The sequence below is a fragment of the Paenibacillus sp. MZ03-122A genome (assembly GCF_024213325.1).
Taxonomy (GTDB): domain Bacteria; phylum Bacillota; class Bacilli; order Paenibacillales; family Paenibacillaceae; genus Paenibacillus; species Paenibacillus polymyxa_B.
Genome location: NZ_JANAVI010000013.1, coordinates 93,199 through 112,699 on the forward strand (window position 1 = coordinate 93,199; position 19,501 = coordinate 112,699).

General features: G+C 48.5%; 18 protein-coding genes and 8 tRNA genes. All 26 read right to left on the reverse strand.

From position 1 onward, the window contains the following. Positions 1-170 precede the first annotated feature (170 nt). The 26 genes from trxB to NLX74_RS21415 all read right to left on the reverse strand — a co-directional run bounded on the left by trxB (position 171) and on the right by NLX74_RS21415 (position 19,299). Positions 171-1,124 carry a thioredoxin-disulfide reductase gene (gene trxB / locus NLX74_RS21290; RefSeq protein ID WP_013308252.1) on the reverse strand — a complete coding sequence of 318 codons (954 nt, stop codon included), beginning with the start codon at positions 1,122-1,124 and terminating at the stop codon, positions 171-173. A gap of 39 nt (positions 1,125-1,163) precedes the next feature. Next, a complete protein-coding gene (locus tag NLX74_RS21295; RefSeq protein ID WP_254329963.1) occupies positions 1,164-2,933 on the reverse strand; it encodes a tetratricopeptide repeat protein in 1,770 nt (589 codons plus the stop codon). A 237-nt stretch (positions 2,934-3,170) separates the two neighbouring features. After that, positions 3,171-3,995, reverse strand: a complete 825-nt coding sequence (gene hisJ, locus NLX74_RS21300; protein ID WP_254329969.1) for a histidinol-phosphatase HisJ — start codon at positions 3,993-3,995, stop codon at positions 3,171-3,173. Positions 3,996-4,042: 47 nt separating this feature from the next. Beyond that, positions 4,043-4,774 (reverse strand): bifunctional phosphoribosyl-AMP cyclohydrolase/phosphoribosyl-ATP diphosphatase HisIE, encoded by a 732-nt coding sequence (gene hisIE, locus NLX74_RS21305; protein WP_235306902.1) that lies wholly within the window; start codon positions 4,772-4,774, stop codon positions 4,043-4,045. After that, positions 4,771-5,529: an imidazole glycerol phosphate synthase subunit HisF gene (gene hisF / locus NLX74_RS21310; RefSeq protein ID WP_013308248.1), complete on the reverse strand. Its 759-nt coding sequence runs from the start codon at positions 5,527-5,529 to the stop codon at positions 4,771-4,773. The genes hisIE and hisF overlap by 4 nt, the downstream gene beginning before the upstream one ends. Positions 5,530-5,540: 11 nt before the next feature. After that, positions 5,541-6,272: a 1-(5-phosphoribosyl)-5-[(5-phosphoribosylamino)methylideneamino]imidazole-4-carboxamide isomerase gene (gene hisA, locus NLX74_RS21315; protein WP_023986478.1), complete on the reverse strand. Its 732-nt coding sequence runs from the start codon at positions 6,270-6,272 to the stop codon at positions 5,541-5,543. Between the two features lie 96 nt (positions 6,273-6,368). Beyond that, on the reverse strand, positions 6,369-6,998 hold the full coding sequence (hisH, locus tag NLX74_RS21320; protein ID WP_254329977.1) for an imidazole glycerol phosphate synthase subunit HisH: 630 nt from the start codon (positions 6,996-6,998) through the stop codon (positions 6,369-6,371). Between the two features lie 3 nt (positions 6,999-7,001). Next, entirely contained in the window at positions 7,002-7,610 is a 609-nt protein-coding gene (hisB, locus tag NLX74_RS21325; protein WP_061830248.1) for an imidazoleglycerol-phosphate dehydratase HisB, read from the reverse strand. Further along, positions 7,594-8,907 carry a histidinol dehydrogenase gene (hisD, locus tag NLX74_RS21330; RefSeq protein ID WP_254329978.1) on the reverse strand — a complete coding sequence of 438 codons (1,314 nt, stop codon included), beginning with the start codon at positions 8,905-8,907 and terminating at the stop codon, positions 7,594-7,596. Before hisD ends, hisB begins: the two co-directional genes overlap by 17 nt. 69 nt (positions 8,908-8,976) lie before the next feature. After that, positions 8,977-9,621 carry an ATP phosphoribosyltransferase gene (gene hisG / locus NLX74_RS21335; protein WP_061830205.1) on the reverse strand — a complete coding sequence of 215 codons (645 nt, stop codon included), beginning with the start codon at positions 9,619-9,621 and terminating at the stop codon, positions 8,977-8,979. Further along, positions 9,618-10,823, reverse strand: a complete 1,206-nt coding sequence (locus tag NLX74_RS21340) for an ATP phosphoribosyltransferase regulatory subunit (RefSeq protein ID WP_254329980.1) — start codon at positions 10,821-10,823, stop codon at positions 9,618-9,620. Before NLX74_RS21340 ends, hisG begins: the two co-directional genes overlap by 4 nt. A gap of 340 nt (positions 10,824-11,163) precedes the next feature. Next, positions 11,164-12,315: an acyltransferase gene (locus NLX74_RS21345; RefSeq protein ID WP_235306898.1), complete on the reverse strand. Its 1,152-nt coding sequence runs from the start codon at positions 12,313-12,315 to the stop codon at positions 11,164-11,166. 137 nt (positions 12,316-12,452) lie between these two features. After that, on the reverse strand, positions 12,453-12,947 hold the full coding sequence (locus NLX74_RS21350) for an acyltransferase (RefSeq protein ID WP_165179525.1): 495 nt from the start codon (positions 12,945-12,947) through the stop codon (positions 12,453-12,455). Beyond that, on the reverse strand, positions 12,944-13,597 hold the full coding sequence (gene ppaX, locus NLX74_RS21355; RefSeq protein ID WP_254329982.1) for a pyrophosphatase PpaX: 654 nt from the start codon (positions 13,595-13,597) through the stop codon (positions 12,944-12,946). Before ppaX ends, NLX74_RS21350 begins: the two co-directional genes overlap by 4 nt. Further along, the gene (gene lgt, locus NLX74_RS21360; protein WP_254329988.1) at positions 13,594-14,649 is read right to left on the reverse strand and encodes a prolipoprotein diacylglyceryl transferase; all 1,056 of its coding nucleotides are present in this window, start codon (positions 14,647-14,649) and stop codon (positions 13,594-13,596) included. The genes ppaX and lgt overlap by 4 nt, the downstream gene beginning before the upstream one ends. A 43-nt stretch (positions 14,650-14,692) precedes the next feature. Then, a complete protein-coding gene (hprK, locus tag NLX74_RS21365; protein WP_254329990.1) occupies positions 14,693-15,631 on the reverse strand; it encodes an HPr(Ser) kinase/phosphatase in 939 nt (312 codons plus the stop codon). A gap of 347 nt (positions 15,632-15,978) precedes the next feature. After that, positions 15,979-17,103, reverse strand: coding sequence for an ABC transporter ATP-binding protein (locus NLX74_RS21370; protein ID WP_250241705.1), 1,125 nt, complete (start codon positions 17,101-17,103; stop codon positions 15,979-15,981). A 103-nt stretch (positions 17,104-17,206) separates the two neighbouring features. Continuing rightward, positions 17,207-18,349, reverse strand: a complete 1,143-nt coding sequence (locus tag NLX74_RS21375; RefSeq protein WP_254329992.1) for a PucR family transcriptional regulator — start codon at positions 18,347-18,349, stop codon at positions 17,207-17,209. Positions 18,350-18,507: 158 nt separating this feature from the next. Then, positions 18,508-18,580 (reverse strand) — tRNA-Lys (locus tag NLX74_RS21380). 7 nt (positions 18,581-18,587) lie between these two features. Then, positions 18,588-18,673 (reverse strand) — tRNA-Tyr (locus tag NLX74_RS21385). 9 nt (positions 18,674-18,682) lie between these two features. Next, positions 18,683-18,755, reverse strand: a tRNA-Phe gene (locus NLX74_RS21390). Positions 18,756-18,833: 78 nt separating this feature from the next. Next, positions 18,834-18,910 (reverse strand) — tRNA-Asp (locus NLX74_RS21395). Positions 18,911-18,933: 23 nt separating this feature from the next. Beyond that, positions 18,934-19,009 (reverse strand) — tRNA-Thr (locus NLX74_RS21400). Between the two features lie 4 nt (positions 19,010-19,013). Then, positions 19,014-19,089, reverse strand: a tRNA-Val gene (locus NLX74_RS21405). Positions 19,090-19,099: 10 nt separating this feature from the next. Continuing rightward, positions 19,100-19,176 (reverse strand) — tRNA-Met (locus tag NLX74_RS21410). Between the two features lie 31 nt (positions 19,177-19,207). Further along, a tRNA-Ser gene (locus tag NLX74_RS21415) sits at positions 19,208-19,299 on the reverse strand. Positions 19,300-19,501: the final 202 nt, after the last annotated feature.

The window sequence follows — 19,501 nt, forward strand, 5'->3', positions numbered from 1 at the left end:
CTTCCTTGTTGAAAAGTGTACGATTAGCGGAACTTTTAACCTCATGCACCCATAAAAAGGAGAAAGCCTGTGCAAACGCAGCAGGCTTTCTCTTCCTGAACAAAAGATACGGCATAACAGAGGCTTCCTTCGCTCTCCTGCTAGCCTTTTTGTGTACTATAGTCACTCTTTTATTGATCCAGTGTTTCGCTCCAGTCGTGAACAGCACTGCCTTCGAGATACTTCTCGCAGTCCATAGCCGCCATACATCCCGTTCCCGCAGCCGTAATAGCTTGCCGGTAACGGTTATCCTGTACATCCCCACAGGCAAAAACTCCGGGGATATTCGTTTCTGTTGTGCCTGGCTTCACCACAATATAGCCGTGTTCATCGGTATGGATTTGTCCGTTCAGGAAACCTGTGTTCGGTGTATGCCCGATGGCTACGAATACGCCATCGACCTCAATCAGCTCATCCTGATTGGTCTCATTATTGTGTACCTTCAAACCCTTTAAGCCAGCTTCTCCCGTCACAACTTCCAGAGGAGTCCGGTTTAATGCCCAATGTACTTTTTCGTTCTCACGCGCGCGATCTTGCATAATTTTGGACGCCCGCAACTCATCGCGACGATGGACCAAGGTTACACTGGAAGCAAAACGGGTCAAGAAGCTCGCTTCCTCCATGGCTGAATCGCCACCGCCAACCACGACAATCTTTTTCCCGCGGAAAAAGAAGCCATCGCAAGTTGCGCACGTGCTGACTCCGCGACCTACATTGTCTTGCTCGCCCGGAATGCCTAGATATTTGGCGGACGCACCTGTAGCAATAATGACCGACTCCGCCTCAATGATGCCTTTACCCTCTACCTTCACTTTAAAAGGACGTTTGCTGAAATCCACTTCCTCAACCCAACCGGAAGTAAATTCAGCGCCAAAACGTTCAGCCTGCTTGCGCATATTATCCATCAGTTCAGGCCCGAGGATACCTTGCTCAAAACCCGGGAAATTTTCAATTTCGGTCGTTGTAGTAAGCTGCCCACCGGGCTGCATCCCTTCAATGATCAGCGGATTCATGTTAGCGCGTGCCAAATAAATAGCGGCTGTGTAGCCTGCAGGACCTGTACCAATAATTATGGATTTATACATACGTTTGTTGCCTCCTTTAAGTGATGTTTGGAGCAGGTCTCAGACCTGCTTTTTAAACGTGGAGAGCGGCTGCTTCAGCTTCTGTTTGATACCACACACGCTGTCAATCTGGCGTGCATAGCGGCTTACGGTCGATACGGAAATACCATAACGATCGGCTACTTCCTGATAGGTGACTGAATGATGATGCATTTTAGCTGTCAAATATTCCAGCGCCGCTGCCCATCCCTCAGTGTGCTGAACCATCGGAACTTCCGGGGCAAGCCGATCCAAATACTCCAGCCAAAGCGATCTCAAATCGTGCTGCATGGCCGGATCTGATGGCTTGCTCATGACGGTCAGTACCTTATCCAGCACTGCCTGCCATTGTGGATCGACCGGGGAAGCAGATACACCACCTTCAATTGTATGCGGATCGTTCTCAACCTCCAACTGATCAGAATGTTCCGTTTCCGGGTACATTTTCTGCTCACCCTGCTCCGCCAGTTCTTGCAATACTTGCAAGGCACGGCGTTTCAGCTCATCCTCCTGGTCCGGGTCTTCTACGAAGGACTCCAGTGCCTGACGCACCTCATCATCACCGATCAAGCTTAACGCCTGAATGACCTGAAGCTGAGTCGCCCGATCCCCGTGGCGCAAGGCCCAGAAGAAGGATGACCGGATTAGCGGGTCCTTCTTCATACTGTCAGGCACCTGGTCAGCACCAAACTTCTCCCACATCCGGAATTGCTCCTCAAACGGGAGATGATAATGATAGCTGAGCACTTGCAGCGGTGTACCCTCCTGCTGGAGTTCCTCCAGTCGGGACAGGAAAAACCGCGGAACTTCCGAGGAAGCATCCTGCTTTTGCAAATGACTCCACAACCGCCGAGCTTCCGCATATCTTCCGGTATTGCTAGCAGCTACCGCCGTGTAATGGTACAAAGAAGCATCCGCATTGTTCTCTCCATCGCCATGAAGCAACCTGCGGAAATGTCTGTAGGCCTCCTCATGGCGTCCGAGAATCCCCATAGTGGTCGCCAGCTTGAATACCTGCTCCTCCTGAAACGGTATAGTAACCGCCAAAGTCTGCACCAGACGATCCAATTCCGGGCCGCCGCCCTCGTGCTGATAAAAGATCGCCAAGTTGCACAATGCGTGTAAATTACCCGGCTCATCTTCCAGCACTTGAATAATGGTAGCCTTAGCATTTTGGAACAATCCCATGTAGTAATACGCCAGCGCCAGATTATTCCGCGCAGCGAACATATCCGGTTGTTCCTCTGAAATTTGCTTGAGCAACTGGGCTGCCTGAGCAAATTTCCCCTCCTCCAGCAGGACACGAGCCTGATCATGCTCTACTACTCCCTGCCGGGCCTTAATGCGGTTCAGCTTCGTTGGACGGTCCAGCTCATAATAGAGCAGCTCCATCATTTCCTCCGCTTCATCAAGAAACTGGCCTTCTTCGTCCTCCTCCAGGTACGTGACCAATGCTTTCTCCGCTTCTTCAAACTGCTCCATATTAGCGTAATTATTCGCCATATAGAAATAACACTCTGTCATCGACGAGTCTACGTCACTCAGAACAGAGGACAGGATCTCATTCGAACCTGCATAATCCCCCATCTCTGATAATATACCCGCCATATTGCAATGATTCACCGGATTATCCGGTTCATATTCAACGGCTTTGCGAAAATATTTCAATGCCTTGTCATAATGATTGCGATCAAGCGAGCGCACAGCTTTCTCAAAAAAGAAAGATGCGTCGAAACGCAAAGCAATAATTTTAGGGCTAGGTTCCGATACTCGCAGATGTTTCCCTTTCATAAATAACCAAGGCACCTCCTTTAAAAGTAACTGGCATGTTCATACCCTTCAGTATACCACAACTTCAAAACGACTTGACAGTCGATCCTGCCTCATTCCAAAAATCGGATACACTCTTGTATACCTATAGATATGTATATAAGAATACGCTAAATAGCCGAGCGCTTTTTCCCTGTAGAAATAGGGAGCGTTCGGCTAACCACTGGAAATGATACTTAGACCCAATAAACGTAATAATTAAAGCGTCAGCGGCACCAGCGAGCGCTCGCGATGCTGAAATACGGCAAGCTCGCGATAGCCGACTTCATATAGAAGCGCGCGTGCCTTCTCCAAGTGCTCGGACAGCTTCGCCGGATCATGAGCATCCGATCCGACGGTCAGCGGGATGCCTAGCGAAAAAGCTTCTTCCAGCATGCGGCGGCTCGGGAACATCTCGGCACAGGGCTTCGAAAGCCCTGATGCATTCAGTTCCATCGCCCGACCGCTACGGGCAACGGCTGAAATTGCGGCACGCTCCAGTTCACACAGCTCCTCCATTTCCTCCGGCCTCGGATGATAGCCGAAGCGCTTAATGACATCCAGATGACCCATGATGTCATACAAACCGGTAGCTGCCGCCTTGGAAACCGCATCATAATACGTGCGGTACACCTCAAGCACATTTTTGCCTTCCCAATGGTGTACCTGACGGAAGTCCGTGACATCCCATTCACCGAGAAAGTGGACGGAACCAATCACATAATCCCAGGGATACGCGGTGATGATGTCTTCGATTTCTCGTTCCCAGCCCTCGATGTAGTCGCCTTCCAAGCCAACACGAATATCAATTTGCCCTTTAAAACGTTCCTTCAGTTCCAAACATTCTTCCACGTATCGGGGCAGCTCCTCCATAGGCATTGCCATTTCCGGATAATAGTCAGCCGGTTTTACATGCAGTAGTGGCATGTGATCGGACAAGCCGAGCTGATCCAGCCCTAGCCGAATTCCCTGCTGTACATACTCTTCCAGACTCCCTATGGCATGCCCGCAGCGGGCGTGATGCGTATGATAGTCAATTTTCATGCGGCTCCCCCCCTTTCAACACTACAACAGCACTACAACAAACCGTACTAATCACGACGAGGACGTTCATGGCGGCGATTCAACTCAGCCAGCACGTCATCGAGCGGTAGCTTGCGCTCCTGCAACAGCACCAGCAGGTGATAAATCAAATCGCTGACCTCCAGGCGCAGTTCGTCATTATCTTTATTTTTGGCGGCAATGATTGTCTCGGATGCTTCTTCGCCAACCTTTTTCAAGATTTTGTCTACACCTTTATCAAAAAGATAAGTCGTGTAGGCCCCTTCAGGACGTGTCTCTTCGCGCTCCTTAATAATCGCCTCCAACTGGGCAAGTACCTCAAAGCGGTCTGCTGAAGCACTGGAAACATCATTTACCAACGTGTGGTCTCCTGCTTTTCCTGCAACAGGTGCTACAGCGGTTCCTGGCGCGGAAATATTACGAAAAAAACAGCTCGTTGCTCCTGTATGACAGGCAGGACCGCTCGGAATGACACGTACCAACAGGGCATCACCGTCACAATCCAGCTGGATGGAGGTGATTTTTTGCGTATTCCCCGAAGTAGCCCCCTTGTGCCACAACTCCTGTCTGGAACGTGACCAGAACCAGGTCTCTCCCGACTCCAAAGATAGTTTCAGCGACTCGCGGTTCATGTAGGCCAGCGTAAGCACCTGAAGCGTAGCATCATCCTGCACAATCGCCGAGACAAGTCCTGCCTCATTCCAGCGTACATTATCCAGTATCTGCTCCAGAGATAGCTGTTGGTTCAATTCGTTGCTCATCGTATCTCCACTCCTCTGCGCTTCAAATCCCGTTTTAGCTCAGGGATTCCTATTTCTTTATAATGAAAAATCGTTGCTGCTAATCCAGCATCCGCTTTACCCGCCGTAAACACGTCATAGAAATGCTCCTGTTTTCCTGCTCCGCCAGAAGCGATAACTGGAATCCCGACGGTATCCGATACCGCGGAAGTCAGTGGCAGGTCAAAGCCGTCCTTGGTTCCGTCCGCATTCATGCTGGTCAGTAGAATCTCACCGGCTCCCAACTGTTCAGCTTCCTTGGCCCAGGCCAAGGCTCGGATACCAGATGGCGTGCGGCCTCCGTGCGTATACACTTCCCACTCGCCCCACGCCTCGTTGTACTTGGCATCAATGGCAACAACGATACATTGTGAGCCAAAGCTGCGCGCACCCTCCGCAATCAGCTGAGGGTTACGGACAGCTGCCGTATTTACGCCAATTTTATCAGCTCCGGCACGCAAAATGCGTTTCATATCATCGACATGAGATATCCCGCCACCTACGGTGAAAGGAATGGCAATTTCCCCGGCTGTCTGACGAACTACTTCTTCCATGGTGGCACGCCCTTCAACTGAAGCAGAAATATCCAGAAATACGATTTCGTCCGCCCCTTCTCGATCATAAAGTGCCGCCAATTCCACCGGATCGCCTGCATCGCGTAAGTTCACAAAATTAACGCCCTTAACCACCCTGCCATCCTTTACATCCAAGCAGGGAATAATACGTTTAGCCAGCATGCCTACTCCCCCTATGCCTTTGCTACAGCTTGTACGGCGACCTGTAAATCAATGCTGCCCGTATACAATGCCTTACCCACAATAGCACCGCCTACACCCTCTTTCGCATAGGTGCTCAGCGTGATTAGATCGTCCATCTTGCTGACACCGCCGGAAGCGATCACGGTTCGTCCACTGCTTTTCGCAAGCGCTACGATCGCCTCCACATTCGGGCCTTGCATCATTCCGTCGCGGGAAATGTCTGTAAAAATGAACGTTTCCGCTCCCTTGGAGGCCAACTCAGCAGCCAATTCGTCCGCTCGAACCTCCGAGGTTTCAAGCCAGCCGCGCGTGGCCACATAGCCATTCCGTGCATCCAGACCAATGGCGATCCGATCACCGTAGGTACCCAATACTGCTTCCGTAAAAGCACGGTCCTCAATCGCTGCCGTACCCAAGATCACACGGCTCACGCCCAGCGACAACAGTCGCTCTACATGTTCACGTGTACGCAAGCCGCCACCCACTTGTACAGGCACTTGCACCGCAGAAGCGATGCGCCCAATGAGCTCATCGTTCACCGGTTGACCTGCTTTAGCACCGTCCAAATCAACCAAATGAATGTAGGAGCCGCCCAAACGCTCCCATTCTTGGGCAACCTCTACAGGGTTTTCGTTGTATATCGTCTCCTGGTTATAATCTCCTTGTACCAGTCGTACACATTTGCCATCGCGAATATCAATCGCCGGGTATATCGTGAACAAAGTATGACCCCCTTGTGAGCTATTCAACATCTATATGCCATTACATCAATCAACGACCAAAGTTGGCGTACCACCAATTGCAGACCCATGAATCGTTTACGCTCGCTTTTCCGCTTCCGCTAGTTCCAAAAACTGACGAAGCAGTCGCATCCCCTTCTCCCCGCTTTTCTCTGGGTGGAACTGCATGCCATATACATGGCCTCTGCCTACGATAGCTGTTACGGGCCCACCATAATCGGTCACCGCCAGCAGGTCACTTTCGACCTCCGGCTTCGCATGATAGGAATGTACAAAATACACATGTCCTTCCTCCAAGCCCTGTAACAACGGGTGATCCGGCTGAGTCATACACAGACGATTCCAACCCATATGCGGCACTTTAACCCCCAGATCAGGAGCAAATCGAACGACCTCGCCTGGTAAAATATTAAGCCCTTCGTGACTGCCGTATTCTTCACCACGAGTGAACAACAGTTGCATTCCTAGACAAACACCGAGCAGTGGTTGTCCAGCGCTGGCAACCTCCTGAATTACCCGATCCAATCCGCTGGAACGCAAATGCTCCATAGCATCCCCGAATGCCCCTACGCCTGGCAAAATCACACCGCTGGAGGAACGAATCACTTGGGCATCTCCCGTTACTACAGCCTCATAGCCAAGACGTTCAACCGCCTTGCTCACACTATGCAGATTGCCTCTGCCGTAATCCACAATAGCAATGGACATGGACTACAGCACTCCCTTCGTTGAAGGCACTCCCGTCACCCGCGGATCAATGGATGTCGCTTCATCCAGTGCACGTCCCAGCGCTTTGAACACCGCCTCAATCATATGGTGGGTATTTTGCCCGTAGTGAACGATGACGTGTAGCGTCATGCGAGCCTCCAACGCAAATTTCCACAAAAATTCATGCACCAGCTCCGTCGAAAAACTCCCTACCTGCTGTGACGGATACTCCGCACGATACTCAAAGTGAGGGCGGTTACTCAGATCAATGACAACCTGCGCGAGCGCCTCATCCATCGGTACAAAGACGCTGGCATAGCGCTTGATTCCTTTTTTATCACCCAACGCTTCCAGCAAGGTTTGCCCCAGACAAATACCAATATCCTCTACGGTATGATGATCGTCGATATCAACATCCCCTCTGGCCTGTACATTCAGGTCAAAGTGTCCGTGCTTGGTGAACAAATCCAGCATGTGATTCAGAAACGGAACATCCGTTTCAATCTCAGCCTGCCCTGTGCCGTCTACTGCAAAAGATAGCTGAATATCCGTTTCGTTCGTCTTTCGGCTGACGCTGCCTGTACGTTCTGTTACGTTATTTTCGTTCCCCATCGCCATCCACCGCCTTCTTTTCATTGTCCAATCGAACTTGTATCGCCCGTGCGTGTCCTTCCAGTCCTTCATGGCGGGCAAGCTGCATAATCGTCTCTCCATTGCGCAGCAGTGCTTCCTTGCTGTAATAGATCATACTCGACTTCTTGATAAAATCATCAATATCCACTGGCGAAGAAAACCGCGCCGTTCCATTCGTCGGGATAATGTGGTTAGGTCCGGCAAAATAATCGCCTACTGGCTCCGAGCTGTATGCTCCTAGGAAAATAGCTCCCGCGTTTTCAATCAGACCCACATGCTCCATCGGCTGCTCTGTCATAATTTCCAAATGTTCCGGCGCCAGTCGGTTTACAATATGGATGCCCTCTTCCAAAGTGTCGACGACAATGATAGCCCCATATGCCTCCACCGATGCAGCAGCAATATCTCTGCGCGGCAGCTCCGCCAATTGGCGCTGTACTTCACCTGATACATCTTCGGCCAAGCGTTGCGAAGGCGTAACCAGTATGGCTGAGGCCATTTCGTCATGTTCTGCTTGTGAAAGCAGGTCAGCTGCTACATAAGAGGCATTTGCTGTATCGTCAGCCAACACAACAATTTCACTTGGTCCCGCTATACTGTCGATATCCACCGCGCCATACACCTCGCGCTTCGCCAACGCTACATAAATGTTGCCGGGACCGCAAATTTTATCGACTGGCTCAATGCTATGTGTTCCGTAAGCGAGAGAGGCGATCGCCTGCGCTCCGCCAACCCTATATATTTCCGTTACACCAGCCTCTGCCGCAGCCACCAGTGTATATGGATCTATCCCTGCCTTGCCGCCCGTCGCCGGGGGTGTCACCATGACAATCTCCGGTACACCAGCCACCTGAGCGGGAATGACATTCATCAGCACTGAGGATGGATAGGCTGCTTTACCGCCCGGAACATACACGCCTACACGTTTCAACGGTCGGATAATTTGACCGAGCAAGCTACCATCTGGCTGTAAGTCCATCCACGAATTACGTTTTTGCTTCACGTGAAAAGCACGGATATTATCCGCCGCCTCTCGAATCGCCTGTAAAAAAGAAGGCTCTACCTCATCATATGCCGCCTTCAATTCTTCCTCCGTCACACGAAGTTGCTCTGCTGTCAGCGATACACCATCAAACGATTGCGTATATCGCAGGACAGCCTCATCCCCCTCTTGGCGTACCGACTGAATAATGGTACGCACAGCCTCATTTTGCTCAGGTGTACCGTAATCCACCTCCCGTTGGAGACTGAAATCACGGGCTGATACGATCTTCATTTGTCCATTCCCCCTTACTTGCAGCTTGCAGAATGCCCCTTTAACCCTTGGCTTATTCCTTTAGTCCATTTACTCCCGGGGTGCCACCGCATTTGGAATCACCTGATGCAATCGATCACACAATGCCTGAATCGAGCTGTTTTTCATCCGGTAGCTGACCCGATTGGCAATCAGACGACTGGTAATATCCAGTATGCTGATCTGCTCGACCAATCCATTCTCCCGCAAGGTCTGACCCGTTTCCACCATATCAACAATGCGGTCTGCCAGACCAATTAACGGCGCCAGCTCAATGGAGCCATTCAGCTTAATAACCTCCACCTGCTGGCCTTGCTCCCGAAAATACTGGGAAGCCACATTCGGATATTTTGTAGCGACCCGCTGACGAATACCTGGCTGCCAATCTGGTAAAGCAATCACCGACATCCGACAACGGGCAATCCCGAGATCCAGCAGTTCATACACATCCTTGTTTTCTTCCAGCAAAACATCCTTGCCCACAATGCCGATGTCCGCCGCCCCGTACTCCACATACGTAGGAACATCAACGGGCTTCGCCATAATAAATTCCATACCCAGCTCGGGCAGTGGGATGACCAGCTTGCGCGTCTCGTCCACATCCAGCGGAATGGGAACCCCTGCTCGGCGAAACAGCTCAGAAGCCTGCTTATAAATCCGTCCCTTTGGCATGGCTACCTTCAATGTTTCCGTCATGGCAATTCCCTCCTTTGTACTGGCTGTCTTCCTTCAGCTGTATAGCTGTATACCTCTGCGTACAGGCCCTGCTGCTCACGGCGTCGGTCTTCCGGGCCACCCGTGAGCCCTGTCACCACAGTAAGACCTGTTGCGCGTAGCTCTGCCGCTACGGATAACGCCTCTTGGCGTCCCTGTTCGTCATAGCGGATAAGTACAGGAAGCTTCGTCTCCATTTGGATACCATCCACACCATCGACGATCCGGTTTGTCTTCAATGCAAATCCCGTTGCAGGTACGGATCGACCAAACTGCTGAAGCAGATTGTCATAGCGCCCCCCGTTGCATACCGGGAACCCAATCTCCGCCGCATAGCCCTCAAAAGTCATTCCTGTATAATATGAAAAATCCCCGATCATGGTAAGGTCGATTAACACATGCTCAGATACGCCGTAAGCCTCCAGCACTTCCCATACCTCGCACAAATGTGCAATGGATTGAATCGTTTGCTGCTCCACACTAAGACCGGTAGCCTGTTCGCAAATTTCTTTTCCACCGCGCAGCCGCAGAATAGCCTCAAGTTTATCCCGGTGTTCGGGAGCCAAGCCCAAAGCTTCAATCGCTGTTCGGTAGCCCACTACATCACGACTGAGCAACAGTTCCTTTAGCGCTTGTTGTTCAGCCTGGCGGCCTGGAATGATTTCCTCAAACAAACCGTTCAGGAATCCCACATGCCCCATCGCAATTTTAAAAGAGGTCACCCCTGCTGCCTGTAATGATGCAATTGCCAATGCTACAACTTCTGCATCAGCCTCAGGCGAATCATCACCCACCAGCTCCACACCCGTCTGAAAAAACTCCGCTTCTCTTCCTGCCTCTTCCTCAATCGCCCGAAATACATTTGCGTGATAGGAAAGTCGGAGTGGTACTTCCTCTTCCTTTAGCAACGAAGATACCACCCGTGCAATTGGAGCGGTCATATCCGATCGCAGCACCAACGTGGTCCCCCGGTTATTGAGTAATTTAAACAGCTTCCGATCGGAAGTAGAACTAGCCACTCCCACCGTATCGTAGTATTCCATCGTAGGCGTCATAATCTGGCGGTAGCCCCAACGCTCCATGCATTCGAGTACATTCAGTTCAATGGCCCGCAGCTTCGACACTGCACGCGGAAGATAATCTCGAACCCCTACAGGGATCTCGAATCCTTTTGGCTTAGACATCTCTATCACCTCATGATTTCACAATATCTTTATCATGGTAAAGTGCTAACAAACTAAAGTATATTCGATATATTATCATGCTCTACTTGTGAACGTCAACCGAACGACGCAGCCCTTTTTTACAGATTAGCCAAGCTGCTGCCCCTCTCTATATTTTATCCAATGCAAAATACATGAATCCTATATGAAAAACATCTATCAATGTATTTTCACGGAGCAAGACCGCGCCTACGTTAATTTTTTTGTGCATATTGAGTTGTTCAGTTCTACTGAAAATTTATAAATTCTATACTCAAAAAAAAGACTGCCAGCTTTAAGCTAACAGTCCAAATTAAAATATTTATCTATTCACCTGTTCATCTTTACTCCGGAAAGGAAACTTCGGAACCGTGCCCAAACCGATCCATGCAAATGGAACATATCGAAAACACAGCGTCACAATCAGCCATGAGCCAAACAGCGCCAACAACCATCCACCGGCAACGGAGAAGATATATTCTATCGGTGTTCCATGCAAATCTAACTTGCGATACACCCGCAGTAACGCCGGGTGAAGTAAATAAATACCGAAAGAACATGCCCCCAACCAACTGATTAACATTCGCAGCCTATCATTAGTATGACGATACAATAAAACCGAGCACTGAAACAACACTAATGCAGATACGAGGGCATGTGCATTACGGAGTAGTTCATAGATCAGTGAGTCTGCATAGATGCCTTTGCGATATGCTATAAACCATATTTGTACATAAGCTATACCCACGAGTAGCCAAGCCGCCCACAACCCCCACCAACTGATCAACTGACCACGTCTAATTACTGTACCTGACACTGGAAAAAGCCACTTTTTAAACCCTTCATATCCAATCGCTACAGCTGCGCCCAAGGCAAAATAACTGATATACGTAATCGCAAGGCTTCCTCTTTCCTCTTGCCAAACGTATTTGTTCAGCAATACAAACCCCCATTGAATGACTAACCCTACTGCCAAAATGATACAGGCTGCTCTCCGTGGACTCGATATCCAATGACATAAGCGCTGCACTCCCCACAACAACAGCGGGAAGACCAAATAAAATTGGATGATGATGATGACATAATACAAATGTGTGTACGCCTTTCCCGTTAACAGCACGAGCGGAAGATCACTGAGCGGCATCAACCCGCGTGTTACCAAGGTCAAATAATACACAAGAGAAAACAAAACGTACGGTAACACAATAAACATCAGTCTTTTTCGGAAAAACACAAGCATATTCTTACCACGAAGCGGCCTATCGATATAATTGTAAAATAAAACAAACCCGCTCACAAAAATAAATACGGGCACTGCAAAGCTACTAAACACATTTAAAAATAAAAAAGGATAAAACAATAGAGAATGACGCGCATCAATTAAAGCCATTGAAGTCGCATGAATGGTAACAACGGCTGCAATTAATATTCCCCGGTAAATATCAAGCTCTGGTATACGTTCTTTTTTGACCAAATCAACACGCTCCCATATCGCCTTGCTTTTAACAATTTTTAAACATAATTAACATGCATTACCCCACTTATTATACAGAAAAACAACACAAGAAAGACCCCTTAATACATAAGGGGCCTTCCTTATAGTGCTATTTACTACTCATCCATACCAGAACGTCTTAAATCACGCAACGGATTGCCACCCACAAATGCACCTGCGGGCACGTCTTTATGCACGACCGCTCCGGCCGCTACGATAGCTCCGTCACCAATGGTGACACCCGGCAGAATGGTTGTGTTGGCGCCGATCAGCACATGATCACCAATCACCACTTTACCGATACGATACTCCTCAATGAGATATTCGTGAGCCAGTATCGTCGTGTTATATCCAATGACCGAATTGTTCCCTATCGTAATATGCTCCGGAAAAAAAACATCCACCATCACCATCAGGCCGAAGGCCGCATGTTGCCCCACCTTCATCCCCAGCATTCTGCGGTAAATGACGTTTTTCAGAGAAAGCACAGGACAATACCGGGCAATCTGTATAAAAATAAAGTTCTTAATGCCTTTCCAGCGGCTCACCGTCCGATAAATCTGCCACAACGCATTGGGACCTTCTACAGGATAGCGGTTCACCTTTCTCACGATACATTGACACCTTGAAGCTCCAGCTTCAGCAAATCCCGCATATCATGCAACATATAGTCAGGCCCATATCCGCGCAGAGTTTCCTCGCCCTTTAGCGACCAAGCTACACCAGCGGATTTCACACCTGCTGCCTGAGCTGACAAAATATCAAAAGAACTGTCTCCGACCATCAATGTATGCTTTGCTTCAGCATTCAAGCCTTCTAAGGCCTTAAGGACTGGCTCAGCGTGTGGCTTAGGATGCTCTACATCGTCCACCGTCACAATATAATCCATAGAGGAAGTCAGATTGAACAGATTAAGTACACGTATCGTGGATGGTCGTATTTTGGTTGTCACAACCCCTAGCTTAATTCCTCTCGCACGCAACTCCTGAATAACCTCAATGACATATGGAAATGGCTTCACCATTTGATCATGATGAATCTGATTATAAGCACGGTAGTCCTTAACCAGCCCAGATACATCCGTTAATCCCGAAAAAGTACGAAGTTGATCGTCCAGCGTTCCACCCATATGAGGAATAATATGCTCCCGCGTCAGCGGATCAGCATCCGGATGATTCAAAATGTGTAGAAATGTGCTGATAATCAACTCATTCGTGTCCATGATGGTGCCGTCTAAATCAAACAAAATCGTATTTATCATAGATGCTCCTTCTTGTCCTCGTCCGTGTCTTCCTTAGGTAGCTTATCCGCCGTAGCTGTTGGAGGAACCGCATCTTGTCCTGGACGGGATACCTGTTCTGGCGTCACGTCAGGTACCTGATCAATCCCCGCTTTGCTGGAGATAATCGGATCGCTATACCGAGCAACAGATGTGCCCTTCCGGCGACGAACCAAAATGAAAATCACGGCAGCCACCACAATGAAAATAGGCAGCAATTGTGATATCCGTACGTTACCGTAACTTGGGTCCAGATGCCCTGGTTCAAACCCTAACCATACCATAGGAGACCACAGGGCATTTACAAAGGAAGCGAGCCAATCCGGTCCCTGAAAAGCCAAACTGTCCGTCCGTACACGCTCGATGAAAAAACGACCAATCGAGTACCAAATGAAGTAAAACGCAAACATTTCGCCTGCACGTACAAATTTCATACGACGAATGACGAGCAGCAAAATCACACCTACAATACTCCACAGTGATTCATATAAAAATGTAGGGTGATGAAACACCCCGTTAACGTTCATCTGATTCACAATGAAATCCGGCAGATGCAGTTGATTTCGCAAAAAAGTCTCTTCCGTCGGTCCACCGTAGGCTTCCTGATTGACAAAATTACCCCAGCGTCCAATCGCTTGACCGATCAGTAGGCCTGGTGCACAAATATCAGCGATACGCCAGAAATTATACCCTTTATACCGGAAATAAATGACCGCACATATAATGGCTCCGATCAAGGCACCGTATATCGCAATACCGCCATTCCAAATTTTAAAAACATCCCATAGATTATCTCGGTAGTCTTCCCATTTGAAGGCTACATAATAAATACGCGCTCCAATTATTGCTGATGGAACACCCAGAAGCAGCATATCCATAAAAAAGTCCTGCGGAATACCGAATCTTTTTCCTTCACGGATGGCGAGATATAAACCCACAAGCGCCGCCAGCCCCAAAATAAGCCCATACCAATGGACCTTGATTGCCCCGATTGAAAAAGCGATCGGATTCAGCAGTAATGTTGCCGTTAACATATATTTCTCTCACTCCTCGTTCTTCCTTACAAACGAACAAACCTTAATCCATCTCTTCCATATCTTCAGAAATCGTAGCAGTCAGCTTGTTTGTAAATTGCAGAGCTGCATTAACGCCCATTTGTTTCAAACGATAGTTCATCGCCGCCACCTCGATAATAACAGCCAAGTTTCGGCCCGGACGAACTGGGATTGTAACTAGTGGAACATCTGTATCAATAATGCGTGTCGTTTCTTCATCGAGACCAAGACGGTCATACTGCTTGTCCTGCTGCCATGCCTCCAGACGGACAACCAATGTAATCCGTTTGTTATTACGAACTGCACCAGCACCAAACAGCGTCATCACATTAATAATGCCCACGCCACGAATTTCCAACAGGTGACGGATCAGCTCAGGTGCTGTGCCATGCAGCTGAAAATCAGACGTTTGCCGAATTTCTACCGCATCATCTGCTACCAAGCGATGTCCACGTTTAACCAGTTCCAGTGCTGTTTCACTTTTACCAATTCCACTACTTCCTGTGATAAGCATTCCCACGCCATACACGTCACATAGTACACCATGGATAGTCGCCGTAGGAGCCAGCTTTCTTTCGAGAAAGCCTGTAATGCGGCTTGATAAAATCGTCGTCGCCATATTAGTACGCAGTACAGGAATATCTCGTTCTGCGCTCGCCTCCACTAACTCAGCCGGTACCTCCAGACCACGTGTGATGATAATACATGGAGTCAGCTCTGTACACAGACGCTCCATCCGATCCCGTCGCTCATCAGGAGGAAGCATCCCCAGAAAAGCCAACTCAGACCTTCCCAGAAGCTGTACCCGCTCCTGTGTATGATATTCAAAATACCCGGCCATCTCCAGACCTGGGCGATTCAAATCATCCACTGTGATCAGTCTTCGCAGACCTTTTTCACCAGAAATAACTTCCATTTGAAACTGCTGTACAAGCTCGGATACCTTTACCTGTTTAGCCATTGTATTCTCCCCTTCATCTGCAACACCGGATTCTATACGTCATTTGATTTATGTAGCTTTACCCTATTAACCAACAGCCCAACGCCAGTCTAGCTGCACTGCATCAATCCACACTCCACTTGATTTAACACTATGGTTCCAGGCTAACTCTATTCCGACAGCAGGATTGATCCCATCTAGGACCCTTGCCAACGAACCTTGCCTGCATCTAGACCCGTACCATTGTACCCATCGTATCGGAATTTTCCAATGAATGCAATGCCGAAGCTAGTAGCCGTATGCGATATACAAAAAGAGTCGCAGTTCTCCGCTTGGGGAAAACTGCGACTCTCTTCCAGAGGCAAATTTTATTCGCCAACCAGAATACTCAATTCCGATTCCTTATCAAAAATATGAACCTTGTTCATATCAACAGCCAACTTCGCTTTAACACCATCACGAGTATTGGAACGTCCGTCTACACGGGCAATAATCGTATCATTTCCGGCACCGCTCAAGTACAACAGCATTTCATGACCGAGATTTTCCGTTACATCCACAGTGGATGTAAAGATCGTATTCGGAGAAGCCTCCAGGAATACAGGCTCTTCATGAATATCCTCAGGACGGATACCCAAGATCACTTCTTTGCCGATATAGCCCTTCGCTTTTAAAATCTGTCCTTTACCTTCTGGTACGAACAGATCCAGACCTGGCGCATTAAAGTGCAATGCACCTTCTTTTTCAACCAGTTTACCTGTGATGAAGTTCATCGTAGGAGAGCCGATAAAACCAGCTACGAACAGATTCACTGGACGGTTGTACAGTTCATCTGGGGATGCAGCTTGTTGGATAATACCATCCTTCATAACTACAATCCGGTCACCCATCGTCATGGCTTCGACTTGGTCATGGGTTACGTAGATAACAGTCGTTTCCAGACGCTTAGCCAGCTTCGTGATTTCCGCACGCATCTGACCACGCAGCTTGGCATCCAAGTTGGACAGTGGCTCATCCATCAAGAACACTTGCGGGTCACGGACAATCGCACGTCCCAAGGCAACACGCTGGCGTTGACCACCTGATAACGCTTTCGGCTTACGATCCAGCAGATGCTCAATATCAAGGATTTTAGCCGCTTCACGTACACGTTTATCAATTTCTTCTTTCTTCACCTTACGGAGCTTCAGACCAAAAGCCATGTTTTGGTATACATTCATATGCGGATACAAGGCATAGGATTGGAATACCATCGCGATATCGCGGTCCTTTGGAGCCACGTCGTTCACAACACGATCTCCAATGTACAATTTACCGTCTGAAATTTCCTCCAGACCAGCGATCATACGGAGCGTAGTAGATTTACCACAACCGGAAGGACCAACCAATACGAGAAACTCTTTATCTTGAATGTCCAAATTGACATCAACAACTGTAGCTTTATCTGCACCCGGATATTTCTTGAAAATATGCTCTAAACGTACACCAGCCATAGCTTTTGCCTCCCTAAGATCAAGTTATGAAATCGAATACATTTCTTACTTGTATCTTACCCTAGTCCCCGTAGCATGGCTATTCGCAAACTGCACAAAAATGCTATTTCCTTTTTGTCACTTTGTACAATAGGAGATAGAGCTTGACCAAAACCGCATCATTAAACGTCCGCACGTCCAATCCAGTTTCCTGTTTGATCTTGTCCAAACGGTAAATCAACGTATTTCGATGCACATATAGGCGCTTAGCTGTCTCACTCACATTACAATCCAGTTGAAAAAAGATATCTAATGTAGCCATCGTTTCTGAGTCTTCCAGTATGACAGATGACTTCATTACCTGCTCTAAAAATAGTACGCGTTGTTCCTTGGGAATGCGGTGTAACAGCCTTTCTAAATGAAGCTCCCATGAAAAGTGGATGTGCTCTGTTACATGAAAAATCTTGCCCAGATGTATCGTCTCCCATAACAAATTCAGCTCTTGGGGAAGACTTTGCAAAGGGATCGAAGGCTTGGAAACCGCCAAATGGAACACACCCACCCATTCATTCGCAATAAGCTCATATAGACCCAAGCTAAAAGCCGTAAGAACCTCCTCCAACGATTCCGTAAAATCTGCATCCCTGGACTCAGTGTCTTTATCCCGTTCATCGTCGGCTCCTAATAAAAGCTCCTTTTTAGCCATAATCAGCCAAGACTGTTCGTCCAATGGAGTAAGCAGCACATCCCCTCCAAAATAGCTCGCGAACAATCGATGGAGCTGCGTATAAGTAATAGCCCCCTCCTGTGTTCCCTCGCCATTCAGTAAAATCGGGACCATGCACGCTGATAGCGAATCGCGAAGCTGCAATTCATCAGGAACCTCTTCTTCCCTGTTTAGATTGGCAGCCTGCTGTATGAGCCATTGTCCAAAACGATTCATCCGCTCTTCCTCGCTATAAACTGGGTTATCCGACAATTGTGGACCGTTCTGCCAGACCTGCTCCATGTTCCCCAATAGCGCTTCTACCAGTTTCCGTTCTCGATCCGTCAAATATCTGGCCTCTACCACAAAGGCAGCCAGTTCACCTCCCGACGCACGAAACGGAAAATATAGCTTGTTGTCATGGACAAACGATCTATCCGGTATAACTGAATCGGCTGTCTCTCCCTCTGCCATCATTTCCGGGCACCAAGGCACTATGGTAAAAGGCGCTTGAATAATATTCTGAAGCTGTTGTTGAATCCATTCTGTATCCAGAGTCACGCGATCACCACTTCACTTTTTTAGAATATAGAATAAGCACTAAGCGAACATAATGAACTCATTATAACCTGTCGATACCGTAAAATAAAAAAGCTATATTAAAACATAGCTTAAAACAATACAAAAAAAGCCATCAACCTATAGTTGATGACTTCTGATGAGCCATGAAGGACTCGAACCTTCGACACCCTGATTAAAAGTCAGGTGCTCTACCAACTGAGCTAATGGCTCGCAAAACTGGTGGAGGATGATGGATTCGAACCACCGAACCCGTAAGGGAGCAGATTTACAGTCTGATGCGTTTGGCCACTTCGCTAATCCTCCATATAAAGGTGGCTCGGGACGGAATCGAACCGCCGACACGAGGATTTTCAGTCCTCTGCTCTACCGACTGAGCTACCGAGCCATATCCATTAACAAAAAAATAAAGTGCGGAGGGATACCCCTTCCCACTTTAGTACGGTAAAACTATTGAATTGAAAAATGGCGGAACTGACGGGATTCGAACCCGCGATCTCCTGCGTGACAGGCAGGCATGTTAGGCCTCTACACCACAGTTCCCTATATTTTTCAAAATTCAAAAATGGTGCCGGCGAGAGGACTTGAACCCCCAACCTACTGATTACAAGTCAGTTGCTCTACCAGTTGAGCTACACCGGCACAATGGTGGAGGCTGAGGGGATCGAACCCCCGACCCTCTGCTTGTAAGGCAGATGCTCTCCCAGCTGAGCTAAGCCTCCTGGGTATGTATGGTAGCGGCGGAGGGGATCGAACCCCCGACCTCACGGGTATGAACCGTACGCTCTAGCCAGCTGAGCTACACCGCCATAACATAATATTTCGCTAGCTTGTCCTAAATGGCGGAGAGAGAGGGATTCGAACCCTCGCACCACTTTCGCAGTCTAACCCCTTAGCAGAGGGTCCCCTTATAGCCACTTGGGTATCTCTCCATATAAATGGACTCGCTTAGCAAAACTCCGCAAGTTATTCTTCAACTCACCAAAGTGATTTGGAATATCAAGCGCAATTTCAAGGTTACACCCTGAAAACTGGATCCGAAACTCATTGCGTTTTATTTTAGGATAAGCCCTCGACCGATTAGTATTGGTCAGCTCCATGCATTACTGCACTTCCACCCCCAACCTATCTACC

Coding starts and splice junctions, on each gene's coding strand:
- hisH (WP_254329977.1), bottom strand. CDS start 6,998: ATGTCCATTGCTATTGTGGATTACGGCAGAGGCAATCTGCATAGTGTG.
- hprK (WP_254329990.1), bottom strand. CDS start 15,631: ATGGCTAAACAGGTAAAGGTATCCGAGCTTGTACAGCAGTTTCAAATG.
- trxB (WP_013308252.1), bottom strand. CDS start 1,124: ATGTATAAATCCATAATTATTGGTACAGGTCCTGCAGGCTACACAGCC.
- NLX74_RS21340 (WP_254329980.1), bottom strand. CDS start 10,823: ATGTCTAAGCCAAAAGGATTCGAGATCCCTGTAGGGGTTCGAGATTAT.
- hisG (WP_061830205.1), bottom strand. CDS start 9,621: ATGACGGAAACATTGAAGGTAGCCATGCCAAAGGGACGGATTTATAAG.
- hisD (WP_254329978.1), bottom strand. CDS start 8,907: ATGAAGATCGTATCAGCCCGTGATTTCAGTCTCCAACGGGAGGTGGAT.
- ppaX (WP_254329982.1), bottom strand. CDS start 13,597: ATGATAAATACGATTTTGTTTGATTTAGACGGCACCATCATGGACACG.
- hisJ (WP_254329969.1), bottom strand. CDS start 3,995: ATGAAAATTGACTATCATACGCATCACGCCCGCTGCGGGCATGCCATA.
- NLX74_RS21295 (WP_254329963.1), bottom strand. CDS start 2,933: ATGAAAGGGAAACATCTGCGAGTATCGGAACCTAGCCCTAAAATTATT.
- hisIE (WP_235306902.1), bottom strand. CDS start 4,774: ATGAGCAACGAATTGAACCAACAGCTATCTCTGGAGCAGATACTGGAT.
- lgt (WP_254329988.1), bottom strand. CDS start 14,649: ATGTTAACGGCAACATTACTGCTGAATCCGATCGCTTTTTCAATCGGG.
- NLX74_RS21370 (WP_250241705.1), bottom strand. CDS start 17,103: ATGGCTGGTGTACGTTTAGAGCATATTTTCAAGAAATATCCGGGTGCA.
- hisF (WP_013308248.1), bottom strand. CDS start 5,529: ATGCTGGCTAAACGTATTATTCCCTGCTTGGATGTAAAGGATGGCAGG.
- hisB (WP_061830248.1), bottom strand. CDS start 7,610: ATGGGGAACGAAAATAACGTAACAGAACGTACAGGCAGCGTCAGCCGA.